Raw genomic sequence first — 26,108 nt, 5'->3', positions numbered from 1 at the left:
GGCGCTCAGGCTCCGGCGGCCGTTGCCGGCTCCAGACCCATGAAGCGGCGCACGCGCGCCACCGCATCGCCCGCCTCGGCGGTGGGCTGGCGCAGGTGCGCCGGCGGCACGTCGACCTGCAGCAGGCCGTTTTCCATGAACACGATGCGGTCGGAGATCTGCAGCGCGAATTCCATCTCGTGCGTGACGATCAGCATCGTCATGCCCTCGGCGGCCAGATCCTGGATCACCTTGAGCACCTCGCCCACGAGTTCGGGGTCGAGCGCCGAGGTCGGTTCGTCGAACAGCATCACGTCGGGCCGCAGCGCCAGCGCCCGCGCGATGGCCACGCGCTGCTGCTGCCCGCCCGAGAGCTGGTGCGGGTATTTGTGGGCGTGGGCCAGCAGGCCCACCTTGTCGAGCAGGCGCAGCGCCGTGCCCCGCTGCTCGACCGTGCTGCCCTGGCCGTGCAGGCCCGGGGCGAGCAGGATGTTCTGCAGCACCGTCAGGTGCGGGAACAGGTTGAAGCCCTGGAACACCATGCCGATGCGGCGAATGCCCTGGCGCACCCGCGCCGCGTCCTGCGGTGCGGCGCCTTGGAGGTAGCTCTCGCCGAACAGCACGATCTCGCCCTGGTCCAGGCTTTCGAGCGCGTTGACGGTGCGGATCAGCGAGGTCTTGCCCGAACCGGAGGGGCCGATGATGCTGATCACGTCGCCGGCCTGCACCGTCAGGTCCACGCCCTTGAGCACCTGGTGCGTGCCGTAGGCCTTGTGGATGTTCTGCAGTTGCAGCGCGGGCGGCGCGCCCGTGCCCTTGCCGGCCGGCGTCGCCGCCGGCGCCACCCAGAGACCGGCGCGCAGCGCGGCCTGCGCCCCGTCGTCGAGCGTGCCGGGCTTGCGGCGTTGCAGGTCCAGCCGGCGTTCCAGCGCGTTCAGCCCGGCGCCGAACACGGTGACGATGACCACGTAATACACCGCCACGGCCAGCAGGGTTTCCAGGATCAGGAAGTTCTGCGTGTACAGGCGCTGCCCGGTGAGCAGCAGCTCGGGCAGCGAGATCACCGACACCAGCGAGGTGAGCTTGATGATGGTGACGAATTCGTTGATGAGCGAGGGCAGCGCGATGCGGAAGGCCTGCGGCAGCACGATGCGCGTCTGCGTGGCGAACCAGCCCAGCCCCAGCGCATGGCCGGCCTCGCGCTGCCCCCTGGCCACCGACAGCAGGCCGCCGCGGTGGATTTCGGCCATGTAGGCGGCTTCGGTCATCACCATGCCGACCAGGCCGGCCAGAAAGGGAACACCCAGCACCACGCCGGTGGCCGGCACGATCTGCGGCAGGTTGTAGACGAACACCAGCAGCACCAGCAACGGCACACTGCGGAAAAACCAGATGTAGGCCTTGGCCGGCCAGCGCAGCCAGAATAGGCGCGAGGCTTCGGCCTGGGCCAGGCAGAAGCCCAGCACCAGGCCCAGCAGCCACGACAGCGAGCCCAGCGCGATGACCGTGACGCAGGCGCGGTAGAACGCCCCCATGGAAAAGAGCGAGAAGAAATAGGACCAGTCCAGTTCCATCGTGGGGTTCCTGCGCCTGCGTGGGGGGGCTTGCGGAAAGGCTTACTTGACCGGGGACAGGTCGTACTTCTTGATCAGCGCGTCGTATTCACCGGTCTTCTTGATCGCGACCATCGCGTCCTGGAAGGCCTTGAGCAGCGCGGTGTTGCCCTTCTTCACGTACAGACCCAGGGTCTGCGGGTAGACCAGATCGGGCGAGCTGATGGCCATGCGGCCCTTGGTGCGCTCGACGATCATCTTGGCGGCACCGGCGATTTCCATCTGCGCGTCGACGTTGCGCGCCATCACGGCCTGCGACACCTCGGGCGCGGTGGGGAACTCCATCACGTTGACCGCTGCCTTGCCGGCGCTCTTGCAGTAGTCGCTGGACAGCGTCTGCAGTTGCTTGACCCAAGCCGTGCCGGCCTGCAGGCCGACCTTGAGGCCGCACAGGTCCTTTTCGGTCTTGGGCTGGACCTTGCTGTCCTTGGCCACCAGGATGAGCGCGCCGGTGTTGGCGTAGGGCACGGCGTCGGCCTGGGCCAGGCGTTCCGCGGTCACGTACAGGCCGGACACCACGGCGTCGTGCTGGTTGGCGGCCAGGCCGGGCACGAGGTTGATGAACTTGGTGTCCACCAGCGTGTGCTTGAGCTTCATCTCGCGCGTCAGCAGCGCGGTCAGGTCGGGGTCGAAGCCGACGATCTTGTCACCGTCGTAGGACTCGAAGGGCGGGTACGTGGCTTCCAGCGCCACCTTGAGCGTGCCGGGCACCAGCGTCTGCGCCTGGGCGCCAGCCAACACGCCGGCGCCCAGCAAGGCGGCCAGGCCGGCGCGCGCGCCGGTACGGAAAACGGAAGCGATCAGTGGGGACATGGCGGAAACTCCTGGAGGGGGATGGAAAAGGAACGGGTGAGGGAAACCGGGGTGCGACTCAGGCGGCCGGGGCGTCGGCCTGCTCAGCCGCCGGGGCCGCCAGCGTCTTGAACTGGCCGAAGCTGGTGGTGCTGCGGGCGTGGGCGGGCAGTTGCAGCTCGCCGCTGGCGACCTTGGCGCGCAGGTAGCGGTAGGTCTGCAGCGCCATGCTCCACATGTGCTCGCCGATGGCGATGTCGGCGTACTGCGCGGCCTTGCTGCCGTCGGGGTCGAACGCGGGCAGCGGCTCGATCCGGGTGGCGTAGTCGCAGGCGAAGAACAGCGGGAACGAATAGCGCTCGGTCTTGACCTTGCGCACCCGGTGCGTGGTGGCGACGAAGGCGCCGGCGGTCATCACTTCGAGCATGTCGCCCACGTTGATCACGTACAGCTCTTCGCCGTCGATGGTCAGCGGCGGGGCGTCGACCCAGCGGCCCTGGTCGTTGAGCACTTCGAGCCCGGCCTGATCGGCCAGCAGCAGCGTGAAGCACTCGTAGTCGGTGTGGGCGCCGATGCCTGGGGTGTCTTCGGCGCTCGGGTCCACCGGGTAGTGGATCAGGCGCAGCTTGGACGGCGGGCAGCTCACGTATGGTTCAAAGGCATCCTCGGGCTGGCCGAGGGCCAGGGCAAAACCGCCCATGAGCTTGCGGCCGAGCGCAAAGATGCTTTCGTAATAGGCCGCCACGGCTTCGTGGAAGCCCGGCAGATCGGGCCATTTGTTGCCGCCGATCAGCGGCTGGCCGGCCTGCACGAAAGGGTGGTCGTCGGCGGCCTCGAAACCGATGTCGAACGCCTCCTTGTGGTCGGGCTTGCCGGTGCCGTAGATCTCTTCGCCTTCGGGCACGAAGCCCTTGTGGCCGCGGCCCTTGCCGATGTGGTAACCCATCTTCCAGTCGAATGCCTGGGCAAAGAGCTGTTCGGCCGCGCGGCGCAGGCCGGCGATTTTTTCCGCAGGAATGCCATGGCCCTTCACATAGAAGAAGCCGACGTGGCGCGCGGCATGGCCGAGCTGTTCGGCCACGGCCTGGCGGTCGGCCAGATCGGCGCTGAACAGCCCGCGGATGTCGATGATGGGCAGGGATTCGAAGTTGGCGGTCGCGTGGGGCATGGTGGGGCGTGGCGAAGATCAGGAAACGGAAGTGGCGGCATGGGTGGCCTGCCAGCGCGCAAAGTGTTCGGCCTCGGTGCGGGTCATCCACTGGTTGAGCGCCCACACGTCGGCAATCGGGGCCTGCGTGAACGGCAGCTTGTGCGTGTAGCCATCGGGGCCGAACTCGGGCGTGAGCGTGGTCACTTCGCAGCCCCGCGCGCGCTGCGCGGCCCACACGCGCTCCCACACGTCCTGGTGGAAAGCCAGTTCGCGGGCGTATTCGGGCGCGGCCGGGTGAGGCACCTGCGGCCCCTGGTCGTAGCCCACGCGGGCCTGCACGTGGTGCACCCGTTCGATGAAGGGCGTGAGGTCGTCGGCCAGGTCGTCGAGCAGGCGCTCGCACACCACCACCCAGTGGCTGATGTCGGCGGTGAATCGCAGCTGCGGCAACTGGGCGATCACCTCCAGCGCCACCCAGGGGCTGTACAGCGAGGTGGCGCGGTGGATCTCGAAGCTGCACACCGCACCGGCCGCGTCGGCCAGTTCCTGCGCGCGGCCGAAGAATTCCACCTGCTTCGCCAGCGGCCAGCGGTCGTTGCCCGGCAACACGTTCAGAAAACGCGCGCCCACGTCCCGGGCGCCGTCGATGCTGGCGGCCAGCCGGTCCCAGTGTTGCTGCAGCGTCCAGTCCTGGCGAGGCACCACGTCGCCGCCGGTGAATACCACGGCGATGTATTCCAGCGCTTCCTGGCGCAGGTTCTGGCGCAGCGCGCGCTGGGCAAAGGGGTCCGAGGGCAGGCGCGCTTCCACGCCCACGCAGCCGATCTGGCGCAACTGGGCGGCGCACTGGCCCCAGTCGCCCTGCCAGCCCCAGAGAGAGCGGAACAGTTCGAGCTTCATGCGGCGCCCCCCTCCACCGCGGCGGCCGGCAGCCGGCCGCGGTTGGCGTGCGCGTCCGCCAGCAGGCACAGCAGCTCGAACGCCATGGTGGCGCCCACCAGCGCGGTGACGCCGCCCACATCGAATGGCGGGCTGACCTCCACCACGTCGGCACCGACCAGGTTCAGCCCCTGCAAGCCGCGCAGCAGGTGCTGGGCCTGCAGCGTGGTCATGCCGCCGATCTCGGGCGTGCCGGTGCCGGGGGCGTAACACGGGTCCAGGCAGTCGACATCGAAGCTGATGTAGCTGGGCGCGTCGCCAACGATGGCGCGCGCCTCGGCCAGCAGGTCTTCGGTCGAGCGGGCCGCCACCTCTTCCATCGGGATCACGCGGATGCCCGCAGCCAGGGCGAAGTCGAGGTCGGCCGGGTCGTAGACCGATCCGCGGATGCCGATCTGCACCGTGCGCTTCGGGTCCAGCAGGCCCTCTTCCACCGCGCGGCGGAACGGCGTGCCGTGGGTGTATTTCTGGCCGCCGAAGTAGCTGTCGTTGGTGTCGGAATGGGCGTCGAAGTGCACCATGCCCAGCGCGGTCCCGCGGGCGATGCCCCGGAACACCGGCAGCGTGATCAGGTGGTCACCGCCGACCGACAGCGGCCGCACACCGGCTTCGCTGACGCGGCGGTAGAAGGCCTCGATGGCCGCCAGGCCGATTTCGATGCCCGAGGGCGGCAACGCAACGTCGCCCAGATCGGCCACGCGCGCCAGGTCGTAGGGCGCGATGCGGCTGACGTGGTGCACCTTGCGCATCAGCGCCGACTGGTTGCGCACCTCGCGTGGGCCGTGGCGGGCGCCGGCGCGGTGGGTCGTGCCGGCGTCCCAGGGAATGCCCAGCAGAGCGATGTCCACCTCGGCGATCTGCGCCATGTCGAGCATGGGCAGGCGCATGAAGGTCGGCAGGCCCGCGTAGCGCGGCAGTTGCGCCGCGTCCTGGGGCTGGAAGAAGGAAGGATCGAGGGGCATATCGAATGACCAGGTGTACCGAGCGAAATGTCTTGATCAGGTGGTGCCGCGGAACCGGCTTCGCCGGGCCGCAGGCGCCGTCCCCCTGCCCAGCGCCGCCCAGCGGCGCGCCAGAGCGGGGGGAAGCGGCGCCGCCGCGCAGGGGGGTGTCGTCATCGGTACCTCACACCCGGCAGCACGCACAGCATTTCGTACAGCAGATTGGCCGCCAGCTGCGCGGTGTTGCCGCTCTGGTCGTAAGGCGGCGACACCTCCACCAGATCGCAGCCGATCAGGTTCAGCCCCTTGCAGCCGCGCACGATCTCCAGACCCTGGATGCTGGTCAGGCCGCCCACCTCGGGCGTGCCGGTACCGGGCGCCCAAGCAGGATCGATGCCATCGATGTCGAAACTCAGGTACACCGGGCCGTCGCCCATGATCTGGCGCACCTCGGCCATCAGCGGCGCCAGCGACCGGTGCCAGCACTGCTCGGCCTGGAACAGGCGGAAGCCCTGGTCCACGCCCCACTGGAAGTCACCGCTGGCATAACCCTGGGCGCGCTGGCCAATCTGCACCACGCGGTGGCAGTCGAGCAGCCCCTCCTCCACCGCGCGGCGGAAGGTGGTGCCGTGGGCGATCTTCTCGCCGAACATGTGGTCGTTGGTGTCGGTGTGCGCGTCGACGTGGATCAGGCCCACGGGGCCGTGTTTCTTGGTCAGCGAGCGCAGGATCGGCAGCGTGATGGTGTGGTCGCCACCCAGCGTCAGCGGCACCACCTGGTGCGGCAGCAGCGTGTCGTAATGCGCCTCGATGATGCGCACCGATTCGAGCAGGTTGTAGGTGTTGATGGGCACGTCGCCCAGATCGGCCACCTGCAGCGCGTCGAACGGGGCAGCGCCCGTGGCCATGTTGTAGGGCCGGATCATCACCGACTCGTTGCGGATGCTGCGCGGGCCGTAACGGGTCCCCGCGCGCTGGGAGGTGCCGATGTCCAGCGGGATGCCGATGAAGGCCGCGTCCAGCCCGTCGGGCGTGTGGGCATCGGGCAGGCGCAGCATGGTGCCGCGCCCGGCGAATCGGGGCATCTCGTTGCCGCCTTGCGGCTGGTTCAGGGGCTGGGACATCGCAGAAAACGGGGGGAATCGGTGGATGGGCCCATTCTTCGCCCGCCCCCTGGCACGACAAATGCTCAGATGCAAAAAATCAGTTCAGAAAAATCCCAACCAATGTCTTTCGCCCCATGAGCACGCAGCCCGACCTGAAACTGCTGCGCATCTTTGCCTGCGTGGCCCGCCACCAGGGCTTCGCCAAGGCGCAGCAGGAACTCAACCTCACCCTCTCGGCCATCAGCACCTACATGAGCCAGCTCGAAAGCCAGCTCGGCTTCAAACTGTGCGAACGCGGGCGCGGGGGCTTTTCCCTGACCGAAAAAGGCGAGCTGATCCTGACCGAGGCCATGCGCCTGATCGGTGAAGTGGACGGCTTCGGCGCCTATGCCGCCTCGCTCAAGGGAGATCTGTCGGGCAACCTCAAGCTCGGCGTGCTCGACTCCACCGTCACCGACCGCATGCTGCCGCTGTCCGACGCCATCGGCGTGTTCTGCCAGCGCTACCCGGCGGTGCACCTGAGCCTGTTCATCAAGAATCCTTACGACCTTCAGGAAGGCCTGCTCAACAACGAGCTGGACCTGGCCGTGGGCTTCTTCCCCACCCGCCCACCCGGTCTGGTCTTCCAGCCGCTGTACCGCGAGCAGCAGTGGCTGTATTGCAGCGACCGCCACCCGCTCTACGGCCAGCGCGACATCCCCGAGTCGCTGGTGTCCGAGCTGAACGTGGTGCGCCGCAGCTACTGGAGCCAGTCCGAGCTGGGCCGCCACGGCTTCAAGCGCAGCGTGGCCACGGTGGACAGCATGGAAGCGCAACTGTTCCTGATCCTCTCCGGCGGCTACGTGGGCTACCTGCCCGAGCACTACGCCCAGGCCTGGGTCGACCAGGGCCGCCTGCGCGTGCTGCTGCCCGCCTACTTCGGCTACCAGTCGCCGTTCTCGCTGGTGTCGCGGCGCGGACGCGGGCGCGAAGCGCCGATCCAGGTCATGCGAGACTTGCTGCTGCGCAAAGTGCGCGGCTGAATGCGGCCGGCACCACCCCGCGCCCAGAACCCCGTTGGTGATCGGGGATCAAACCCACTTCATGCATACCGTTGAAATCGTTCTGCTGGTGCTGCTGCTCGGTGCGCTGACCGGCATCGCCGCGCGCTACCTGCGCGCCATTCCCCTGCCCCTGATCCAGATCGCCCTGGGCGCGGCGCTGTCCTGGCCCCAGAAAGGCCTGCACATCGCCTTCGACCCCGAACTCTTCCTGGCGCTGTTCATCCCGCCCCTGCTGTTCGCCGACGGCTGGCGCATTCCCAAGCGGGAATTCTTCGCGCTGCACCGCCCCATCCTGCGGCTGGCCCTGGGCCTGGTGCTGTTCACCGTGATCGGGCTGGGTTATCTGATCCACTGGCTGATCCCGGCCATGCCGCTGACGGTGGCCTTCGCGCTGGCCGCCGTGGTCTCGCCCACCGACGCGGTGGCGGTCTCGGCGATCACCCGCAACCTGGGCATGCCGGCGCAAACCATGCACGTGCTCGAAGGCGAGTCGCTGCTGAACGACGCCTCGGGCCTGGTGGCGCTCAAGTTTGCCGTGGCCGCCACGCTCACCGGCCTGTTTTCCTGGACCGAAGCGGCCAAGGAATTCCTCTGGATCGCACTCGGCGGGCTGGGCGCCGGCGCGCTGCTGGGCTGGGGCTTTGCCTCGCTGCGCGAGACCGTCACGCGCCGCGTCGGCGACGTGGCCGCCACCCAGATGGTGCTGCTGATGGTGTTGCTGCCCTTTGCCGCCTACCTGCTGGGCGAACACATCGGCGTGTCGGGCATCCTGGCGGCCGTGGCGGCCGGCGTCACCACCAACTTTGCCGACCTGCGGCGCGGCGAATTCGTGGTCGAGCGCATGCAGACCGAAGGCACCTGGACGATGGTGGAGTCGGCCTTCAATGGCGCCATCTTCCTGCTGCTGGGCCTGCAGTTGCCCGCCATCCTGGGCAAGACGCTGGAAGCGGCGGGCAACGACTGGTGGCAGCCCGCCAGCCAGGCGCTGATCATCACGCTGGCGCTGCTGGCGCTGCGCTGGATCTGGCTGCTGCTGGGCGTGCGGGGCAGCCTGCGCAAAGCCCACCAGCATGGCACGCTGACCGAACAGCCCACGCTCTGGCTCACGCTGGTGACCACGCTGGCCGGCATCCGCGGCGCCGTCACCCTGGCCGGTGCCCTGTCGGTGCCGCTGCTGATGCCCAGTGGCGACGTGTTTCCCGAACGCCACCAGCTCGTGTTCCTGGCCACGGCCACCATCTTGCTGACCCTGGTGATTGGCAGCGTGGGTTTGCCGCTGGTGCTGCGGCGCCTGCCCCACACCGGGGAACCGCTGGTGGTGCGCGAAGAGCGCCAGGCCCGGCTGGTGGCCTGCCAGGCCGCCATCGCCCACCTGCGCGACATCCAGCTACCGACCGACGAACTGCCCGATGCCGAGCAGCCGGCCCAGATGCAGGAGGCCGTGGGCCGCGTGGCCCAGGACTACCGCAAACGGATCGACCTGCTGGAAGAGCCCGCCAACGTGACCACCCCGGAAGCACAGGCCGATACCCCCGACGCGGTGCGCCAGCGCCAGCGGCGCTACGTGGTCGAGCTGGAGCTGCGCCTGCAGGCGCTGCGCGTGGAACGCGACGCGCTGTACGCCGAGCGCCAGGCCCACCACATCAACGACGCCTCGCTGCGCGCCCTGGTGGGCGAGCTGGACCTGAACGAGGTTTCGCTGCGCAAACGCCTGATCGTGGCCCGCCAGGCCGCCGGGCTCGTTGCGCCGGAGGCGGCCCACAGCGGCCACTGAACCGGCGCCGCCGGGCGCCGTTCAGCCGACGATGTGGTAGCCCGCGTCCACGTAGAGGGTGCTGCCGGTGATGGAGCGCCCACCTTCGCTGGCCAGGAACACGCACAGGGCGCCCACGTCGTCCAGGTCGACCAGCCGGCGCAGGGGCGCGCGCCGCACCGCGTCGGCCAGCAACTCGTCGAAGTGCGCAATGCCCGACGCCGCGCGGGTAGCCAGCGGGCCGGGCGACACCGCGTTGACCCGGATGCCCTGGGGCCCGAGCTCGGCTGCCAGGTAGCGCGTGCTGGCCTCCAGCGCCGCCTTGACCGGCCCCATCACGCCGTAATGGGGAATCACCTCTTCGGCCCCCACGTAACTCATGGTCATCAGGCTGCCGCCACCGGTCATCAGCGGCTCGGCCAGCCGGGCCATGCGCGCAAAAGAGTGGCAGGAGATGTCCATGGCGCGGGCAAAGCCCTCGCGCGAGGCGTCCACCACCCGGCCGTGCAGATCGTCCTTGGGCGCAAAGGCGATCGAATGCAGCACGAAGTCCAGCCGGCCCCAGCGCTCGGCGATGGTGTCGAACAGCGCTTCAAGCTGGCCAGGCTGCTCCACGTCGAGCGCCTGCGTGATCGACGCCTGCACGCGCTGGGCCAGCGGCTCCACGTGCGGGCGGGCCTTGTCGTTGAACCAGGTCAGGGCCAGTTCGGCGCCGGCCGCGTGAAACGCCTGGGCGCAGCCCCAGGCAATGCTCTGGGCGTTGGCCACGCCCACCACCAGCCCTTTGCGGCCTTCGAGGGAAAAAGGATTCAAGGCGGTTCTCCGGTCAGTGAAGGTCAGTGAGGTTCGGTGGGCCCCGGTCGGTGGGCCGGCTCAGGTCGGGGCCGCCCCGAAGCCGGCCCGCGGCATGAGCGCAAACACACCCCAGCCGAGGTATTCGCGGGTGTACGTGGCGTGGCGCACCGGCTCGGTGTCCAGCCTGGCGCGGACCTCCGCCGCCAGTTCGTCGTCCGGGTGGGCTTCCAGCCAGCGGCGCATGGTCAGCCACTTGGCCGCCTCGTAACGGTCCCAGCCGTCCTGGTTGGCCAGCACCATCTCCACCACGTCGCAGCCCAGCCGCCCGAAAGATCCGATCAGCTCGGGCAGCACGAGGAAGTCGGTCGTGGCGTTGGCCAGGCAGCCCCGGGCGATCTCTTCGGTCGGAGGAAGCTGGCGCCAGTAAGGCTCGCCGATGAGGATGATGCCGCCGGGCCGCAGGCTGCGCGCGAGCAGCGCCACCGTGCCGGCCACGCCGCCGGCGATCCAGGTCGCGCCGACGCAGGCGGCCACGTCGACCTGCTGGTCGGACACATGACCGGCGGCATCGTCGTGGATGAAGCGCACCCGGTCGGCGACACCCAGCTCCTGGGCTCGGAGCGTCGCCTGTTCGCTGAAGAGCTGGCTCATGTCGACACCGGTGCCCCGAACGCCGTGGTCACGCGCCCAGGTGCAGAGCATTTCGCCGGAACCACTGCCCAGGTCCAGCACCTGGTCCCCGGGCTGCAGGCGCAGCGCCGCGCCCAGCGTGGCGAACTTGTCGGGCGTGAACGGGTTGTGAATGCGGTGTGCACTCTCCATGACGTTGAAGATGCGGGGAATGTCCATGGTGCGAAGCTTGGGAAAGCCCCATCAAAGATGGGTTTACGAACGCAGCGCCTGGCGGGCGAGCTGGAGAAAGCGTGCCCGGTCGGCCGGTTTCAGTGAGGGGAGGATATCGTCCTGCAGCGCCCGCACCACCGGCAGCAGCGCCGCCAGCACACGCTCGCCTTCGGGCGTCAGCGACAGCTCGCGCGCCCGGCGGTCGCGTTCGCTGACCACGCGGCGGATCCAGCCCTTCTGCTCCAGCCGCTCGATCACGCCCCCGATGGTGGCGCGGTCGTAGGCGATCATTTCCGCGACACGCGCCTGGTCCGTGCCCGGCTGGGCGCGGATGGCGTCGAGTGCCGCGAACTGGACCGAGGTCAGGTCGAAGCCCGCAGCCTGGGTGCGCTGCATGAAAACCTGGCTGGACTGCTGGTGCAGGCGGCGAATCAGGTGGCCCGCCATGTCGAGCGAGTCCATCGGCGTCTCTGGGGAATCGGTCATGTGCGCATCGTATCCGCCGGTCGCGACAGTTATTGATAAGTACACATACAGTATTGACGGCAAATAGTATGTACAGATATTATTTGCGCCACGCGCCGGCAGCCCGCCAGGGCGCCCATCAACCCAGGAGACACCCCATGCAGTTCTACAAAGACGGTTTTCGCGGCGGCAACCCCGACATCAAGCAGGCGGCCCCCAACCGGCGCAACCGGGGTGTCAACGAGCCGCTGCCCGAGAAGGTGGACGTGCTGATCGCCGGCACCGGCCCGGCCGGCCTGTGCCTGGCCGCGCAACTGGCGCAGTTCCCCGAGATCGACACGATGATCGTCGAGCGCATGCCCACCAACATCATCAAGGGCAAGGCCGACGGCATCAACACGCGCACCATGGAAATGTTCCAGGCCTTCGGTTTCGCCGACAAGGTCAAGCGCGAGACCTACTGGGTCAACCAGACCGCGTTCTGGATGCCCGACCCGGCCAACCCCGCGCACATCCAGCGCGTGGGCCGCGTGCAGGACGTGGCCGACGACAGCTCGGAAATGCCGCACATCCTGATCAACCAGGCCCGGCTGCACGAGCTGTTTCTGGAAGTGATGGCGAATTCGCCCTCCCGACTGGCGCCCGACTACGGCTGGGAAATCCTGGGCCTGACCATCGACGAAACCACCGACGACCACCCGGTCACGGTCACGCTCAAGGACGCGACCGGCATCAACTGGGGCGCCACACGCACGGTGCGCGCCAACTACGTGGTCGGTTGCGACGGCGCCCATTCGGCCGTGCGCAAGGCCATCGGCGGCGTGCTGCACGGGGATGCCGCGCACCAGGCCTGGGGTGTGATGGACATTCTGGCCAACACCGACTTCCCCGATGTGCGCCAGAAGTGCCTGATCTCGTCGGCCAACGAAGGCAACGTGCTGATCCTGCCGCGCGAAGGCGGCTACGTGTTCCGCATGTACGTCGAACTCGACAAGCTCAAGGAAGGCGAAAAGGCCGCGAGCAAGAAGTTCACGCAGGACGACATGATTGCGGCGGCCAACCGCATCATCAAACCCTATTCGCTGGACGTGAAGGAGATCGTCTGGTGGTCGATCTACGACATCGGCCACAGCATCACCGACAAGTTCGACGACGTGCCCGAAGGCTCCGACCGCGCGCCGCGCGTGTTCACCGCCGGTGACGCCTGCCACACCCACTCGCCCAAGGCCGGCCAGGGCATGAACGTGTCCATGCAGGACACCTTCAACCTGGGCTGGAAGCTGGTGCACGTGCTGCAGGGCCGGGCCGACGCCAGCCTGCTGCGCAGCTACAGCAAGGAGCGCCTGACCGAGGCCAAACGCCTGGTCGACACCGACCACGAATGGGCCCGCATCATGTCCGCGCCCACCACCCAGGCCGAACGCGAGGGCAAGGAAGAGCCGCGCATCATCCGCCAGTTCAAGGCCAACCTGGAATTCACCGGCGGCACGGCGGTGAAGTACGACACGTCGCCCCTGTTTGCCGAAGGCAAGCACCAGGCCCTGGCCACCGGCGAAGCCATCGGCAGCCGCTTCCATTCGGCGCCCGTGGTGCGCCTGTCGGACGCCAAGCAGATGCAGCTCGGCCACGCGGCCGAGGCCGACGCGCGCTGGCGCCTCTACGCCTTCGCCGGCCAGGGCGACCAGGGCCAGCCCGGTGCGCCGATGGCCCGCCTCGCCGACTGGCTGGCGAATCACCCGGCCTCACCGGTGGTGAAGCACACCCGCCCGGGTGAAGACATCGACGCCATCATCGATGTGCGCGCCGTCTTCCAGCCCACCTTCGACCAGCTCGACTACGGGCAGATGCCGGCGCTGCTCAAACCGAAGACCGGCAAGCTCGGCCTGCAGGACCACGAAAAGATCTTCTGCACCGACCACAAGGGTGCGGGCGACATCTACGCCCTGCGCGGCATCGACCGCACACGCGGCTGCCTCATCGTCGTGCGCCCCGACCAGTACGTGGCCAACGTGCTGCCGCTGGACGGCTTCGACGAACTGTCGGCCTACTTCGCCGGCGTGCTGCGCTGAGCCATGCGCGGGCATGGCCGACCGGGCCGGTGCCCGACGGCATGCGAGGACATGCCGGGCCTGCGCGAACCTCCGCCCCATCGTGGGGCGGAGGGCATCTGATCACCGGGGTGCCATCCGGATCGCCCCGTCAAGGCGGATGGACTCCCCGTTCATGTATTCGTTGGTGATCAGGAACTCGGCCGCGTGGGCGTATTCCAGCGGATCACCCAGGCGCTTGGGGAACGGCACCGACGCCGCAAGCGCCGCCTTGACGTTGTCCGGCGCTGCCTGCAGCAGCGGGGTGTTGAAGATGCCGGGCAGGATGGTGTTGACCCGGATGCCATCGCCCATGAGGTCGCGGGCGATGGGCAGGGTCATGCCGACCACGCCGGCCTTGCTGGCCGCATAGCTCGCCTGCCCCATCTGGCCGTCCTGCGCGGCCACCGAAGCGGTATTGACGATGGCGCCGCGCTCGCCGTCGGCCAGCGGCTCCAATGTGAGCATGCCGGCCGCCGATTTGGCGATGCAGCGGAAGCTGCCGACCAGGTTGATCTGGATGATGCGGTCGAAGTTGGCCAGCGGGAAATGGCGGATCTCGCCGCTGCTCTTGTCGCGGCTGGCGGTCTTGATGGCGTTACCGGTGCCGGCGCAGTTGACGAGGATGCGCTCCTGGCCATGGACCGCGCGGGCCTTCGCGAAACCGGCGTCGACCTGTTCCTCATCGGTCACGTCGACACGGCAGAAAACGCCGCCCAGTTCCTGGGCCAGCGCTTCGCCCTGTTCGCTGTTGAGGTCAAACAGGGCGACCTTGACGCCTTGGGCCGCGAGGCGGCGTGCGGTAGCGGCTCCCAGGCCGGAGGCGCCGCCCGTGATGACGGCGGCAATGTCGTGGTTGAGTTGCATGGAATGGGCTCCAGAGAGGTTCAGGCAGATCGGTGGGGGTAATAGGCGGTGCCGGTCGCCGCCATGGCGCGCATGCGCGCCGTGGGTTGCAGGGCAGCGCCCAGTTCGGGGGCGAGGCGATCGCAGCGCGCAACCACCTCGGGCAGCCCCAGCCAGTCGGCGTATTGCAACGGCCCGCCCGCGTAGGCCGGAAAGCCCAGGCCGAGCTGCATCGCCATGTCGAGTTCGGCCGGGCTGCCGACCACGCCGTCTTCCAGCGCGTGCGCGGCCTCGACGATCATGGGCAGCATCATGCGGTCGACGATCTCGGCATCGCTGAAGGCCCGCGGTCTGTCGGGCTGCAGGCGCGCCAGCAAGGCGGGGGTGTCGGGCGCGATCGAGCGGCGCGGCTTGCCCTGGGCGTCCGCTTCGTAGCGGTAGAAACCGATGCCGTTTTTCTGGCCGTAACGCCCTTCGCTGGCCATGAGGCGCAGCGCATCGCGCTCCAGGCGCGGCATGCGCTCCGGGTAGCCGGCCGAGATCACGTCGCTCACAGGGCTGCCGGTGTCCATGCCGACCACGTCTTCGAGATAGGCCGGCCCCATGGGCCAGCCGAACGCTTCCATGACACGGTCGACCTGCAAGAAGTCCGCACCGTCGGCCACGAGCTGCAAAAAGCCGCGCATGTAGGCGGTGAGCACCCGGTTGACCAGAAAACCCGGACAGTCCTTCACGACGATGGGCGTCTTGCCCATGGCCACGGCATAAGCCACGGCGGTGGAAACAGCGGCATCGCTGGTGCGGCTGCCGCGGATCACCTCGACCAGCGGCATCATGGGCACCGGGTTGAAGAAGTGCATGCCGACAAAATTCTCAGGGCGCTGCAGTGGCTGGGCAATGTCGTCGATGCGCAGGCTGGAGGTGTTGGACGCGATCAGGGTGCCGGGTGCGAGCTGGCCCTCCAGCTCGGCCAGCACCTTCTGCTTGATCCCCAGGTTTTCGACGATGGCTTCGATCACGCCATCGACCTGGTCAAAACCCGCGCTGTCGAGCTGCGGCGTGATCGCGGCCAGCACGCCGTTGGCGCGCTCCTGGCTGAGTTTGCCGTTTTTCACCCCGCGAGCCAGCTGTTTGGTGGCCTCGCCCATGCCCAGTTCCAGCGCGGACGGCTGGATGTCCTTCATGCGCACCGGCACGCCGCGCAAGGCACTCGTGTAGGCAATGCCGCCCCCCATGATGCCGGCGCCGAGCACGGCGGCGCGCCGCACCGGCGTGGCGGCTTGGGCATGGCGTTTGAACAGCTTCTTGAGCGCCTGGTCGTTCACGAAGGCCTGCACCAGCGAACGCGCCGCCTGCGTGCACGCCACCTCACCGAACACCCGCGCTTCCAGCGCCAGCGCGCCGGCCCGGTCGAGCGCTGCCGCCTCGGCCATCATCTCGACCGCGCGCTGCGCGGCGGGCTGGTGGCGGGCACTGAGCGGCTCGGTCGCGGCCACGGCAGCTTCAAACACGGCCGTCCGCTCCGCTGCCGACAGGGGCACCGGGTCGCGCTTGCGCTGTTGTCGCGCGGCCCAGTCCACCTCGCCCGCGATGGCACGGCGCAGCAGGCCGAGCGCGGATTCGCGCAGCGCCTCGGGCGCCACCACCTCGTCCACCACGCCACAGGCCAGCGCGGCGGGTGCGGTCTGTGGCCGCCCGGTGGTGACCCATTCGCAGGCGGCCGCCGGACCGGCCAGGCGCGACAGTCGCACGGTACCGCCAAAACCAGGGAACAGGCCGAGCCTGACCTCGGGTACCCCCACCTGCGCCGCGCTCGACATCACGCGCAGCGAACCCGACACCGCCAGCTCCAGGCCGCCACCCAGGGCGAAACCATTGATGGCCACGACCGTGGGCACCGGCAGGTCTTCCAGCGCCACGAAAACCGTGTTGCTGTGCGCCACACCGGCGCTGATCGCCTCGGCCGGCTGGCTGAACTTGGCACCGAACTCGGTGATGTCCGCGCCGACGATGAACACCTCCTTGGCGCTGCTGATCAGCACACCGCGCAGGTCCGCCACACCGGCCAGCGCGTTCACCGCCTGGCGCAATTCCTCGACGGTGCGGTCATCGAACTTGTTGATCGCATCGCCCTGGCGATCGAAACACAGCTCGTACACGCCGGCTTCGTCCAGCGCACGCACCCACACACTTTGGCCTTGAAACACAGGGCAACTCCCGCTCTTCGGCACCATGCCGAATCGAAAGCCAGTCTAGGAAGCGCACCCTGTGGGCACATCGTCCGAAGCGACGAAAACGGCCACGCAGCGGCGGCGTTCAACCGCACGCCCCGTGCCAGCAGGCTGCCGGAAAACCACCGACCGTCCTGGGTGACATACCGGTGACAGCCACCCCAGGGGATTCGTCGCGGGTCCGGCGCAGAATGCGCCCCATGTCTGCTCCCGAGCCTGTCAACAGCACCTCTGCCCCACTCCGTGCGCGCAACACCGTGGCGCTGGAGACGAAGTTCCAGGCCCCTGCGCCGGTCGCGTCGCAAGTCACCCGCGCAGAACTGTGCAATGCCCTGTGCAACGGCATGGGCCAGTTGGTGCTGGTGCGCGCACCGGCGGGATTCGGCAAGACCACCGCCCTGGTGCAGGCCCGCGAGCGCCTGGAACGCGAGGGCGTGCCCACGGTCTGGCTCACGCTGGACCGCGCCGACAACGACACCTCGCGCTTTCTCAGCGCGCTCGACGAAGCCGTCCACCGCCTGGGGCTGAACGACGCCGATGCTGGCCGCGACGCGGTGCAGGCGCTGGCGCAGGCCGACAGCCCGTTCGCACTGTTCCTGGACGAATTCGAATCCGTGCACGAGGCCGCCGTGCTGGGTCTGGTGCGTGAGATCGCGGAACACCTGCCGCGCCGCGGGCGCCTGTTCATCGGTTCGCGCAACCTGCCCATGCTCGGGCTGGCACGGCTGCGGGTGCGCGGCCAGTTGACGGAGATCGAGGCCGACCGGCTGCGCTTCAGCCTGGAAGACACGACCGCGTTCTTCGACCAGCGCCGTGCGCAGGCGCTCAACCCGGACCAGCTGTTCCGCCTGCACCAGAAGACCGAAGGCTGGATCGCGGCGCTGTGGCTCGCGTCGATGGCCCTGGACCGCCACGAGAACGTGGCGGATTTCGTCGAGCGGTTCTCGGGCTCCGACCGCGCCGTGGCCGACTACCTGGCCGAAGAGGTGCTGGCGCGCCAGCCAGCACCGATCCGCCAGTTCCTGCTGCGCACCAGCCTGCTGCGGCAGCTCGATGCCTCGGTCTGCGCCGCGCTCAATCCGCGCACCGACTGCGCCACCCTGCTGGAACAGCTCGACGCCGACCACCTTTTTCTCACGCCGGTGGCGGGCGAACAGCGCACCTGGCGCTACCACAGCCTGTTCGCCGGCTACCTGCGCGCGCAGCTCGAACGCGAGCGCCCCGACGAGGTGGCGCGGCTGCACCTGGCGGCTTCGGGCTGGTACGAGTCGCGCGAGCGGCCGGTGCCGGCCATCGACCACGCTATCGAAGGCGGCGACTTCCCGCACGCTATGGAACTGCTCGATGCCAACGCCGAGGACTTCCTGGAACAGGGCCGCATGCGCCTGCTGGCACGCTGGTTCCATACACTGCCCGCCGCACAACTGCGCGGGCACTTGCGGCTGCAGATGATCGCGGTGTGGGCGGCCTGCTTCACGCGCGGCCCCTGGGAAGCCATGGAGCTGCTGGAGCGCAGCGGCGTCGATCGCAGCGAAGACCCCTTGCTGCGCGCCCACGCCGACGGCATGCGGCCGATGCTGATGGCGATGCAGGACCGCAACGACGAAGCTCTGATCGCCGGTCGCGCCTCGCTCCAGCGGCTGCCGACCGGCAACCATTTCGCCGACAGCACCCTGCTCAACGCGATGGCCTACATCAGCTCGGTCGCGGGCGATCCGCGCGAAGCGCTGCACCTGCTCGACGCGGCGCGGCGCGAGCAGGACGGTGGCAGCACCTTCAACCGGATGTACACCGAGTCCACCGAAGGCCTGGTCGACCTGCAGCAAGGCCGGCTGCGCCAGGCCACGGCGCGGTTCCGGCTGGCGGTCGACGCGACCCACGCGGTCAACTACCACCACACCCATGGCAACGCCTGGGCCGGCGTGCTCTACACCAGCGCGCTCTACGAAGCCAACCAGCTCGCGCAGGCCGATCACCTGCTCAATGTCTATCTGCCGCTGGCGCGCGACGTGGGACTGCCAGACCACATGATCCTGAGCCATGCCATGCGCTCGCGCATCGCCTACATCCATGGCGACGTGGACGTTGCCTCCCATGCGCTGACCGAACTGGAATACCTGGGCAACCAGCGCAAGCTGCCGCGCGTGGTGGCCGCGGCCAAGCTGGAGCGCGCGCGCCTGCTGATGCTGCAGGGGCACGCCTCGGCGGCCCACGACGAACTGGTGCGGGCGGACGACCCGACCCTGTGGGCGCGCGAGCAGCAACAGCGCCTGCTCGCGCACGACATCGAATACATGGCACTGGCGCGGCTGCGCTGGCACGTCGCCCACGGCGATGCGGCGACCAGCCTGCCCTTGCTCGATGCGCAGATCGAGACCGCCAGCCGGGCCGACCGGCAGCGCCGCCTGCTGGTGCTGCGCCTGCTGCGCGCGCTGGCCCTGCAGCGCTCCGGCGACACGCCGGCGGCGGTGGCGCAGGTCGGGGTGGCCCTGCAGTTCGCCAGCCAGGAGGGGTTCATGCGGCTGGTGCTGGACGAAGGGCCGGCCGTGGGCGTCCTGGTGCAACGCTACCAGGCCCTGCACGACAGCGGCCAGTCGCGCGACCCGCTCCTGGGGGACTACCTGCAGCGGCTGCTGCAGGCTTTCGGCCCCCTGCCGGCCGAGACCGAACTGCCCGGAGACCTGCCCGGCGGCGTGCTGGAACCGCTCACGCGCAAGGAACTGCGTGTGCTGCAGTTGCTGGTGGAGGGCTACTCCAACAACGCCATGGCCGAGAAGCTCTATGTCTCGGACAGCACGGTGCGCACCCACCTGCGCAACATCAACATGAAGCTCGGCGCCCACAGCCGCACGCAGGCGGTGGCCATCGCCCGCCGCCTCGGCCTGCTGAACTGAGGGCGGCGCTCAGGCGCTGCGCCGCTCGCGGTCGGCAGCGTTGCGGCGCTGGATGTTCTGGCGCGCGCGCTGCCAGTCGGCATCGGTCCACGCCGCCAGACTGGCGAAATTGCCCCCGGTGGCCTGGAACTGCGCACCGTCGATGGCGATGGTCTGGCCGTTGATGTACTCGGCGCCCGGCCCCATGAGGAACACGGCGAGGTTGGCCAGTTCGGGCATGCGGCCGTTGCGCCCCATGGGGTTGCCCTCGACCTGGTGCTCACCGCCCTGGGGGTTCAGCCGTGCGCTCATGCCCTCGGTCGGGAACAGGCCCGGTGCGATGGCGTTGAAGCGGATGCCTCGACCGCTCCACTCGACCGCCAGCGACTGGGTCATGGCGTGCAGACCGGCCTTGGACATGGCCGATGGCACCGTGAAGGGTGAGCCGTTCCAGACCCAGGTGGTCAGGATGGAGATCACCGAGGCCTTGCGCCCCTCGGCCAGCCAGCGCTTGCCGCATTCCAGCGTCATGTAGAAGCTGCCGCGGAACACGATGTTGGCGATGGCGTCGAAGGCGCGCGGCGAGAGGTCTTCGGTGCGGCTGACAAAGTTGCCGGCGGCGTTGTTGATCAGGCCGGTGAGGGCACCGCCATCGGCCCAGATGGTGTCGAGCAGGCCGAGGATGCTGGCGTCGTCGCGGATGTCGCAGACCAGCGGCACGACGCGCCCGCCATGCGCGGCCATGAGTTCCTGCGCGGTCTGTTCGACCACCGGGCCGCGCCGGCCACAGATGTAGACCGTGGCGCCGAGCATGAGCAGGGCTTCGCTCATGACCCGGCCCAGACCGGTGCCGCCACCGGTGACCAGGATGCGTTCGCCATTCAGGAGGCCGGGTTTGTAGATCAGGTCATCAAGGGTCATGGTGTTGTCTTCGTTGTGGTCATCAGACGTTGCGGTACCGGGGCTCCCGCTTTTCAAGGAACGCGGCCATGCCTTCGTGGAAATCGCCGCTCTGGGTGCACAGCACCTGCTGGCGGTCTTCCATGGCGATCACGGCCTCCAGCCCGCCCGCGTCGATGGCATGGCCCAGGCCTTCCTTGGTCAGGCGCAGACCCAGCGGGGTGCAGCGCAGCATGTCGTCGGCCAGCGCCTGCGCCTCGGCCTGCATCGCGTCCAGCGCGCCCACCTGGCTGAACAGGCCCAGGGCGAGCGCGCGTTGCGCGGTCATGAAGCGGCCCGTCAGCAGATATTCGGCGGCCACCGAACTGCCCACCATGCGAGGCAGAAAATAGCTCACACCCATGTCGCAACCGGTGAGGCCGATGCGGATGAACGAGGCGTTCATGCGCGCGTCGGGCGTGGCCAGCCGCACGTCGCACGCCAGCGCCAGGGCAAAGCCCCCACCGCTGGCCGCGCCCTGGATCACGCCGATCACCGGCTGCGGACAGCGGCGCATGGCGATCATGATGTCGCGGATGCTGTGCTGCACGGCCATCATGGCTTCGGCGCCCAGGGCATCGCCAGGGGCCTGCTCCTTGAGGTCGAGCCCGGCGCAGAACTGCGCACCCGCCGCTTGCAGGATCACCACGCGCAGATCGAGGCGGCGCTGCAGGCCCTGGAAGTGGTCGCGCAGCGCCGTGGCCAGCGCGGGGTTGAGCGCGTTGAGGCGCTGGGGCCGGTTGAGCGTGACGCGGGCGATGCCGCCCGCCTCCTCGATCTGAAGCACGTCGCCATCAGGCATGCTGGTCTCCTGGGTAATGGGCCCGTTCAAAGCGCACGGGCGATCACTTCCTTCATGATTTCGCTGGTGCCGCCGTAGATGCGCTGGATGCGTGCGTCGGTATACAGCCGCGCCACCAGGTACTCGTTCATGTAGCCATAGCCGCCAAACAGTTGCACGCAGGCATCGACCACCCGCCCCTGCGCTTCCGAGCCCCAGAGCTTGGCCATGGAGGCGGTTGCGGTGTCGAGCCGGCCTGCCACCAGGTCTTCGACACAACGGTCGATGAAGGCGCGGCCCACGCGGATCTCGGTCGCGATCTCGGCCAGCTTGAAGCGGGTGTTCTGGAAATTGGCCACGGCCTGACCAAAGGCCTGGCGATCGCGCACATAGGCCAGCGTGGCCTCGTAGGCGCCTTCCATGGCCGCCAGCGCGGTCACGCCGATGATCAGGCGCTCGTAGGGCAGATCGGCCATGAGCTGGAAGAAGCCCTGGCCTTCGCGGCCGCCCAGCAACTGGTCCGCAGGCACCTGCACGTCATCGAAGAACAGCTCGGAGGTGTCCTGCGCCTTGAGGCCCATCTTGTCGAGCACCCGCCCCACGCGGTAGCCGGGGCAGTCGGCCGTCTCGACGATGAAGATCGACGTGCCCCGCGCGCCCAGGGTGGGATCGGTCTTGGCGACCACCAGCACCAGACCGGCCAGATAGCCGTTGGAGATGAAGGTCTTGGAGCCGTTGATGCGGTAGCCATCGCCCGAGCGTTCGGCGCGGGTTCGGATGCCCTGCAGGTCGGAGCCGGCACCCGGCTCGGTCATGGCGATGGCGCCGACACACTCACCACTCACCAGCCGCGGCAGGTAGCGGCGGCGCTGTTCGTCGGTGCCGTGGTTGAGCAGGTAGTGCGCCACGATGGTGTGCACCGACGCGTTCATGCCGTTGAGACTGCGGCGCGCCATTTCTTCGTAGAACACCGCTTCATGGCGGAAATCACCGCCGGCACCGCCCCACTGTTCGGGCAGGTCGGTGCAGAGCAAGCCGGTTTCGCCGGCCTTGCGCCACAGCTCATGCCCCACGTGGCCACGCTGGCGCGCCGCCTCGTCGCCGGGCAGCATTTCGTTTTCGATGAAGCGCACCACGGTGTCGCGGTACTGGTCGAGATCGGGGTCGCTCCAGGAGCGTGCAAAGTTCAGAGCCATGGAAGGGTTCGGCGCAGATGGGCGGATCAGGCCACGGGATGGGTGGCAGGAACGGTCGCGGATTCCGCGCCCGCCCCCGCCTGCCAGCGGCGGCGTACCGCGTCGATCGTGGCGATCACGCTGCTGCGGGGCACGGCCGCGGGCGTGCGCTGGAAACGGGGGGCGGGTGCGGGCTGGACCACGCCGTCGAGTTCGACGAAGGTCTGGCGCGCGCGGTTGTGCGGGTGCGTCGGCGCCTCGTCCCAGTCCAGCACGGGCGCGAAACAGGCGTCACAGCCTTCCAGCAACGCGCACCAGGCATCGCGCGTGCGGGTGCGAAACACCTCGGCCAGACGCAGCTTGAGCAGCGGCCAGCTGCTCGGGTCCATCTGCGGGTCGAATGCCGGATCGTCGGCAATGCAGCAGCGCTCGCGCAGCAGGGCATAGAACTGGGGTTCGATGGCGCCCACCGCCACGTAGCGCCCATCGGCGCAGGCATAGGTGTCGTAGAAAAAGGCGCCGCCGTCGAGCAGGTTTTCACCCCGCTGGTTGCTCCACTGGCCCGCCGCCTTCATGCCGTACATCATGGCCGACATCAGGGCCGCGCCATCGGTCATGGCGGCGTCCACCACCTGCCCCTGTCCCGACCGGGCGGTCTCATGGAGCGCGCTGAGAATGCCGACCGCCAGCAGCATCGCCCCGCCACCGAAATCGCCCACATAGTTCAGGGGCGGCAGCGGGGAATCACCGGACCGGCCCACGGCATGCAGGGCGCCCGAGATGGCGATGTAGTTGATGTCGTGGCCGGCCGCGTGCGACAGCGGGCCGTGTTGCCCCCAGCCGGTCATGCGACCGTAGACCAGCCTCGGCTGGCGCGCCATGCAGACCGATGGCCCCAAGCCCAGGCGTTCCATGACGCCGGGGCGAAAGCCCTCGATCAGCACATCGGCCTGCGCCACCAGGGCCAGCACCTCGTCCACCGCGTCCGGGCGGCGCAGATCCAGCGCCAGGACCGTGCGGCCGCGGGCCAGCACGTCGTTCGGATCCAGCGGCGTTCCGGGGCGCACGATGCGCACCACGTCGGCCCCCAGGTCGGACAGCACCATGGCGCAGAAAGGCCCCGGGCCGATGCCCGCCATTTCGATCACCTTCAATCCCGCCAAGGGTCCCGCCATCTGCCTGCTCCTGCTTCCCGCACCCAGCGGCGGGACAGACAGATGGTGGCGCGCACCCGCGTGGCTGGCATCGTCCAATCCGACGAAATCCGGACGGCTGACGACGGCCCTGCCGGAGGTGGCCACCTCGGCGCGGTGGCCCCGGGGGAATCAGCGCCCGGTGAAGACCGGTTTTCGCTTCTCGACAAAGGCCTTGGCGGCCTCGGCGAAGTCCTGGGTCATCAGCCCGAGGACCTGGGTGTGGTTTTCCAGCTCGATGGCGGCGTCGAGGCTGCCTGCATCGAGGTTGCTCCACATCAGGCGCTTGGTGTGGGCCGTGGCGTAGGGGCTGTTGGCCAGCACCGCTTGCGCGCAGGTGATGACACGGGCGTGCAGGTCGTCTGGCGCCACCACGTCGGCCACCAGACCAATCTGCAGCGCCTCACCGGCCGACACCGGGCGCCCGGTGAGCATCAGCTCAAACGCCCGCGAAGCGCCGATCAGCCGGGGCAGGTGGTAGCTGATGCCGCACTCGCCGGCGGTGATGCCGATGCGCACGGCGCCCACGTGAAACGCGGCCTGGGTCGAGGCGATGCGGATGTCGGCCGCCAGCGTGAGCGCCATGCCGGCGCCGACCGCCACGCCCTGCACGGCGGCGATCACCGTGGCGTCGGTGGCGCGCAGCCGCTGGATCAGGCCCGCAAAACACAGCTGCAACTCGTAGCCACTGCCGACGTCGAGGCGCGAGCTGCCGTCGTCGTCCAGCACCGATTTGAGATCCAGGCCGGCGCAGAATCCCGGGCCTTCGGCCGCCAGCACGATGACCCGCACGCTGCGGTCACCCAGCACCTCGTCCAGCACCCGGTGGAAATGCTGCAGCGCCGGCACGTCCATCGCATTGAGCCGGCCCGGCCGGTTCAGGCGCAGCACACACAGCCCGGCCTGTGGCCGCTCGACCCGAACGGGTTCGTCAACGCCGTTCATGCGCGGGCCTCCTGCGCCGCCTGGGCGCGCTCGACCTCGGCCAGCAGGCGTTCGCGCAGTTCGCGCTTGAGCAGCTTGCCGTTGGCGTTGCGGGGCAAGGGATCGGCACACAGGGTGTAGCTCTCGGGCACCTTGTAGTCGGACAGGCGTTCGGCGCAGAACGCGCGCAAGGCCGCCGCGTCCAGCGAACGGCCTTCGCGCGCCGAGACGAACACATGCACCCGCTCGCCCAGCACCGGACAGGACTTCGCCACCACGGCCGCCTCCATCACGTCGGGGTGCTGGCACAGGGTGTTTTCCACCTCGACGCTGAAGATCTTGTAACCACCGCGGTTGAGCATGTCCTTGCGGCGATCGAGCACGCGCACGAACCCCTCGGCGTCCACGCTGCCGATGTCGCCGCTGCGCCAGAAGCCACCCAGGAAGTTCTCGGCGGTCGCAGCCGGGTTGTCCCAATAACCCTTGACCACCATCGGCCCCTTGAGCCAGAGTTCCCCCACCTCGCCACGCGGCAGTTCGACGCCCTGCTCGTCCATCACCGCGACCTCGGCACACGGCAGCGGCAGGCCCACGCTGTCGAGATGGTCGCGGGTGAGCTGGGGCGGCATGATGGTCGCCGGCGATGCGGTTTCGGTGGCGCCATAGCAGTTCGACAGGCGCAGCGCCGGCAGCAGCCGCGCCAGCCTGTCGATGGCAGCCGGCGGCATGGGCGCACCGCCGTAGCCCCCCACCTGCCAGGCGGACAGGTCGTGCGACGCGAAGTCGTCCTGCAGCAGGCAGAGGTTGTACATCGCCGGCACCATGATCGTGAACCCCATGCGCTCGCTCGCAGCGAAACGCAGGAAGTCCGCCGCCTTGAAGGCCGGCTGGATGAGCAGGGTGCCCCCCAGGCCCAGCGTGACCATCATCAGGCCGACCAGCCCCGTGACATGGCTCAGCGGCACCACCACCGCGCCGCGCACGCCGGTCGGCAGCGACAGCGCCTGGGCGTAGTGAAGCACCGAGTGCACGATGTTCAGGTGCGTGAGCATCGCGCCCTTGGGAAATCCCGTGGTGCCCGAGGTGTACATGATGATCGCGACGCCGTCTTCCTCCACGGGCACGCATGCCGACAGCGGCTCGTGCGACAGCAGCAGCCGTTCGAACGACTGCGCCTCGTCCGCCGGTGCGCCGACCAGCACCCGGTGCTTCAACGCCGGCGTGTCGGCCGGTGCCGGCCAGCGGTCGCGCAACGCCGCCTCCGAAATCAGCACCGAGGCGCCGCAATGCGCAAGGATATAGGCCAGGCCCGGAGTCTGGTCACGGATGCTCAGCGGCACCAGCACCGCACCGGCGGCCTGCACCGCCAGCGCCGACACCACGAACTCCACGTCATTGCCCAGCAGCAAGGCCACCCGGTCGCCGGGCGACACGCCCAGGGCGATCAGGCCCGCGGCCGCCCGCATCACCTGCGTTTCCAGCTCGGCCCAGTCGAGGCGCCGCCCACCGCAGACCACGGCCTCGGCCTGCAGCTGCAGGCGCGCCGCCGCGCGCCACATCTGGTTCACATCGCCCGGGCGCTGCGCAAAACAGCGCACGACGCGGTCGTGAAAATGGGTTTCCAGTCGTGTCTTCATGGA

21 protein-coding genes are annotated in these 26,108 nt (G+C 68.8%); 4 read left to right on the top strand and 17 right to left on the bottom strand.

The window, feature by feature from the left end; translation table 11 throughout:
• Positions 1 to 5: 5 nt before the first annotated feature.
• From QQK43_RS11605 to speB (QQK43_RS11580), 6 genes are all read right to left on the bottom strand, one after another.
• Positions 6 to 1,553, bottom strand: coding sequence for an amino acid ABC transporter permease/ATP-binding protein (locus tag QQK43_RS11605; protein ID WP_284307902.1), 1,548 nt, complete (start codon positions 1,551 to 1,553; stop codon positions 6 to 8).
• 42 nt (positions 1,554 to 1,595) lie between these two features.
• On the bottom strand, positions 1,596 to 2,405 hold the full coding sequence (locus QQK43_RS11600) for an ABC transporter substrate-binding protein (protein WP_284307901.1): 810 nt from the start codon (positions 2,403 to 2,405) through the stop codon (positions 1,596 to 1,598).
• 58 nt (positions 2,406 to 2,463) lie between these two features.
• Complete coding sequence (locus QQK43_RS11595; protein WP_284307900.1) at positions 2,464 to 3,552, bottom strand: isopenicillin N synthase family dioxygenase; 1,089 nt, start codon at positions 3,550 to 3,552, stop codon at positions 2,464 to 2,466.
• Between the two features lie 18 nt (positions 3,553 to 3,570).
• On the bottom strand, positions 3,571 to 4,434 hold the full coding sequence (locus QQK43_RS11590) for a sugar phosphate isomerase/epimerase family protein (protein ID WP_284307898.1): 864 nt from the start codon (positions 4,432 to 4,434) through the stop codon (positions 3,571 to 3,573).
• Positions 4,431 to 5,435 carry an agmatinase gene (speB, locus tag QQK43_RS11585; protein ID WP_284307897.1) on the bottom strand — a complete coding sequence of 335 codons (1,005 nt, stop codon included), beginning with the start codon at positions 5,433 to 5,435 and terminating at the stop codon, positions 4,431 to 4,433. Before speB (QQK43_RS11585) ends, QQK43_RS11590 begins: the two co-directional genes overlap by 4 nt.
• 152 nt (positions 5,436 to 5,587) lie before the next feature.
• Positions 5,588 to 6,538, bottom strand: a complete 951-nt coding sequence (gene speB / locus QQK43_RS11580; protein ID WP_234266092.1) for an agmatinase — start codon at positions 6,536 to 6,538, stop codon at positions 5,588 to 5,590.
• A 116-nt stretch (positions 6,539 to 6,654) separates the two neighbouring features.
• Here speB (QQK43_RS11580) and QQK43_RS11575 point away from each other — a divergent pair, with 116 nt between their 5' ends.
• The gene (locus QQK43_RS11575; RefSeq protein ID WP_234266091.1) at positions 6,655 to 7,542 is read left to right on the top strand and encodes a LysR family transcriptional regulator; all 888 of its coding nucleotides are present in this window, start codon (positions 6,655 to 6,657) and stop codon (positions 7,540 to 7,542) included.
• A 61-nt stretch (positions 7,543 to 7,603) separates the two neighbouring features.
• Complete coding sequence (locus QQK43_RS11570; protein WP_284307896.1) at positions 7,604 to 9,337, top strand: Na+/H+ antiporter; 1,734 nt, start codon at positions 7,604 to 7,606, stop codon at positions 9,335 to 9,337.
• 21 nt (positions 9,338 to 9,358) lie between these two features.
• On the opposite strand, the gene fabI is transcribed toward QQK43_RS11570, so the two are convergent.
• The 3 genes from fabI to QQK43_RS11555 are packed head-to-tail and all read right to left on the bottom strand — an operon-like array spanning position 9,359 to position 11,440.
• Entirely contained in the window at positions 9,359 to 10,129 is a 771-nt protein-coding gene (gene fabI / locus QQK43_RS11565; RefSeq protein ID WP_284307895.1) for an enoyl-ACP reductase FabI, read from the bottom strand.
• Between the two features lie 60 nt (positions 10,130 to 10,189).
• Positions 10,190 to 10,960, bottom strand: a complete 771-nt coding sequence (locus QQK43_RS11560) for an SAM-dependent methyltransferase (protein WP_284307894.1) — start codon at positions 10,958 to 10,960, stop codon at positions 10,190 to 10,192.
• 36 nt (positions 10,961 to 10,996) lie between these two features.
• Entirely contained in the window at positions 10,997 to 11,440 is a 444-nt protein-coding gene (locus tag QQK43_RS11555; protein ID WP_284307893.1) for a MarR family winged helix-turn-helix transcriptional regulator, read from the bottom strand.
• A 137-nt stretch (positions 11,441 to 11,577) separates the two neighbouring features.
• Here QQK43_RS11555 and QQK43_RS11550 point away from each other — a divergent pair, with 137 nt between their 5' ends.
• A complete protein-coding gene (locus tag QQK43_RS11550; protein ID WP_284307892.1) occupies positions 11,578 to 13,488 on the top strand; it encodes an FAD-dependent monooxygenase in 1,911 nt (636 codons plus the stop codon).
• A gap of 102 nt (positions 13,489 to 13,590) precedes the next feature.
• On the opposite strand, the gene QQK43_RS11545 is transcribed toward QQK43_RS11550, so the two are convergent.
• Both QQK43_RS11545 and fadB read right to left on the bottom strand, forming a co-directional pair.
• Positions 13,591 to 14,373 carry an SDR family NAD(P)-dependent oxidoreductase gene (locus QQK43_RS11545; RefSeq protein WP_234266085.1) on the bottom strand — a complete coding sequence of 261 codons (783 nt, stop codon included), beginning with the start codon at positions 14,371 to 14,373 and terminating at the stop codon, positions 13,591 to 13,593.
• 20 nt (positions 14,374 to 14,393) lie between these two features.
• The gene (fadB, locus tag QQK43_RS11540) at positions 14,394 to 16,559 is read right to left on the bottom strand and encodes a fatty acid oxidation complex subunit alpha FadB (RefSeq protein WP_284307891.1); all 2,166 of its coding nucleotides are present in this window, start codon (positions 16,557 to 16,559) and stop codon (positions 14,394 to 14,396) included.
• Positions 16,560 to 16,783: 224 nt separating this feature from the next.
• On the opposite strand from fadB, the gene QQK43_RS11535 reads away from it, so the two are divergent.
• Entirely contained in the window at positions 16,784 to 19,477 is a 2,694-nt protein-coding gene (locus QQK43_RS11535) for a winged helix-turn-helix domain-containing protein (protein WP_284307889.1), read from the top strand.
• A 9-nt stretch (positions 19,478 to 19,486) separates the two neighbouring features.
• Here QQK43_RS11535 and QQK43_RS11530 read toward each other — a convergent pair whose 3' ends face one another.
• From QQK43_RS11530 to QQK43_RS11505, 6 genes are all read right to left on the bottom strand, one after another.
• Positions 19,487 to 20,377 carry an SDR family oxidoreductase gene (locus QQK43_RS11530; RefSeq protein ID WP_284307888.1) on the bottom strand — a complete coding sequence of 297 codons (891 nt, stop codon included), beginning with the start codon at positions 20,375 to 20,377 and terminating at the stop codon, positions 19,487 to 19,489.
• Between the two features lie 22 nt (positions 20,378 to 20,399).
• Positions 20,400 to 21,197 (bottom strand): enoyl-CoA hydratase/isomerase family protein, encoded by a 798-nt coding sequence (locus tag QQK43_RS11525; RefSeq protein ID WP_284307887.1) that lies wholly within the window; start codon positions 21,195 to 21,197, stop codon positions 20,400 to 20,402.
• A 26-nt stretch (positions 21,198 to 21,223) separates the two neighbouring features.
• A complete protein-coding gene (locus tag QQK43_RS11520) occupies positions 21,224 to 22,372 on the bottom strand; it encodes an acyl-CoA dehydrogenase family protein (protein ID WP_284307886.1) in 1,149 nt (382 codons plus the stop codon).
• A 26-nt stretch (positions 22,373 to 22,398) separates the two neighbouring features.
• Entirely contained in the window at positions 22,399 to 23,526 is a 1,128-nt protein-coding gene (locus QQK43_RS11515; protein ID WP_284307885.1) for a CaiB/BaiF CoA transferase family protein, read from the bottom strand.
• A 150-nt stretch (positions 23,527 to 23,676) separates the two neighbouring features.
• Positions 23,677 to 24,489 carry an enoyl-CoA hydratase/isomerase family protein gene (locus QQK43_RS11510; RefSeq protein WP_234266078.1) on the bottom strand — a complete coding sequence of 271 codons (813 nt, stop codon included), beginning with the start codon at positions 24,487 to 24,489 and terminating at the stop codon, positions 23,677 to 23,679.
• Complete coding sequence (locus tag QQK43_RS11505; protein WP_284307884.1) at positions 24,486 to 26,105, bottom strand: class I adenylate-forming enzyme family protein; 1,620 nt, start codon at positions 26,103 to 26,105, stop codon at positions 24,486 to 24,488. The genes QQK43_RS11510 and QQK43_RS11505 overlap by 4 nt, the downstream gene beginning before the upstream one ends.
• Positions 26,106 to 26,108: the final 3 nt, after the last annotated feature.

Source organism: Hydrogenophaga electricum, from assembly GCF_030160815.1.
In the GTDB taxonomy this organism is placed as follows: Bacteria; Pseudomonadota; Gammaproteobacteria; order Burkholderiales; family Burkholderiaceae_C; genus Hydrogenophaga; species Hydrogenophaga electricum.
The sequence above is the reverse complement of the archived record's forward strand: the minus strand, read 5'-3'. Positions and strand labels throughout refer to the sequence as shown.

Coding starts and splice junctions, on each gene's coding strand:
- QQK43_RS11605 (WP_284307902.1), bottom strand. CDS start 1,553: ATGGAACTGGACTGGTCCTATTTCTTCTCGCTCTTTTCCATGGGGGCG.
- QQK43_RS11600 (WP_284307901.1), bottom strand. CDS start 2,405: ATGTCCCCACTGATCGCTTCCGTTTTCCGTACCGGCGCGCGCGCCGGC.
- QQK43_RS11595 (WP_284307900.1), bottom strand. CDS start 3,552: ATGCCCCACGCGACCGCCAACTTCGAATCCCTGCCCATCATCGACATC.
- QQK43_RS11590 (WP_284307898.1), bottom strand. CDS start 4,434: ATGAAGCTCGAACTGTTCCGCTCTCTCTGGGGCTGGCAGGGCGACTGG.
- speB (WP_284307897.1), bottom strand. CDS start 5,435: ATGCCCCTCGATCCTTCCTTCTTCCAGCCCCAGGACGCGGCGCAACTG.
- speB (WP_234266092.1), bottom strand. CDS start 6,538: ATGTCCCAGCCCCTGAACCAGCCGCAAGGCGGCAACGAGATGCCCCGA.
- QQK43_RS11575 (WP_234266091.1), top strand. CDS start 6,655: ATGAGCACGCAGCCCGACCTGAAACTGCTGCGCATCTTTGCCTGCGTG.
- QQK43_RS11570 (WP_284307896.1), top strand. CDS start 7,604: ATGCATACCGTTGAAATCGTTCTGCTGGTGCTGCTGCTCGGTGCGCTG.
- QQK43_RS11560 (WP_284307894.1), bottom strand. CDS start 10,960: ATGGACATTCCCCGCATCTTCAACGTCATGGAGAGTGCACACCGCATT.
- QQK43_RS11555 (WP_284307893.1), bottom strand. CDS start 11,440: ATGACCGATTCCCCAGAGACGCCGATGGACTCGCTCGACATGGCGGGC.
- QQK43_RS11550 (WP_284307892.1), top strand. CDS start 11,578: ATGCAGTTCTACAAAGACGGTTTTCGCGGCGGCAACCCCGACATCAAG.
- QQK43_RS11545 (WP_234266085.1), bottom strand. CDS start 14,373: ATGCAACTCAACCACGACATTGCCGCCGTCATCACGGGCGGCGCCTCC.
- QQK43_RS11535 (WP_284307889.1), top strand. CDS start 16,784: ATGTCTGCTCCCGAGCCTGTCAACAGCACCTCTGCCCCACTCCGTGCG.
- QQK43_RS11530 (WP_284307888.1), bottom strand. CDS start 20,377: ATGACCCTTGATGACCTGATCTACAAACCCGGCCTCCTGAATGGCGAA.
- QQK43_RS11525 (WP_284307887.1), bottom strand. CDS start 21,197: ATGCCTGATGGCGACGTGCTTCAGATCGAGGAGGCGGGCGGCATCGCC.
- QQK43_RS11520 (WP_284307886.1), bottom strand. CDS start 22,372: ATGGCTCTGAACTTTGCACGCTCCTGGAGCGACCCCGATCTCGACCAG.
- QQK43_RS11515 (WP_284307885.1), bottom strand. CDS start 23,526: ATGGCGGGACCCTTGGCGGGATTGAAGGTGATCGAAATGGCGGGCATC.
- QQK43_RS11510 (WP_234266078.1), bottom strand. CDS start 24,489: ATGAACGGCGTTGACGAACCCGTTCGGGTCGAGCGGCCACAGGCCGGG.
- QQK43_RS11505 (WP_284307884.1), bottom strand. CDS start 26,105: ATGAAGACACGACTGGAAACCCATTTTCACGACCGCGTCGTGCGCTGT.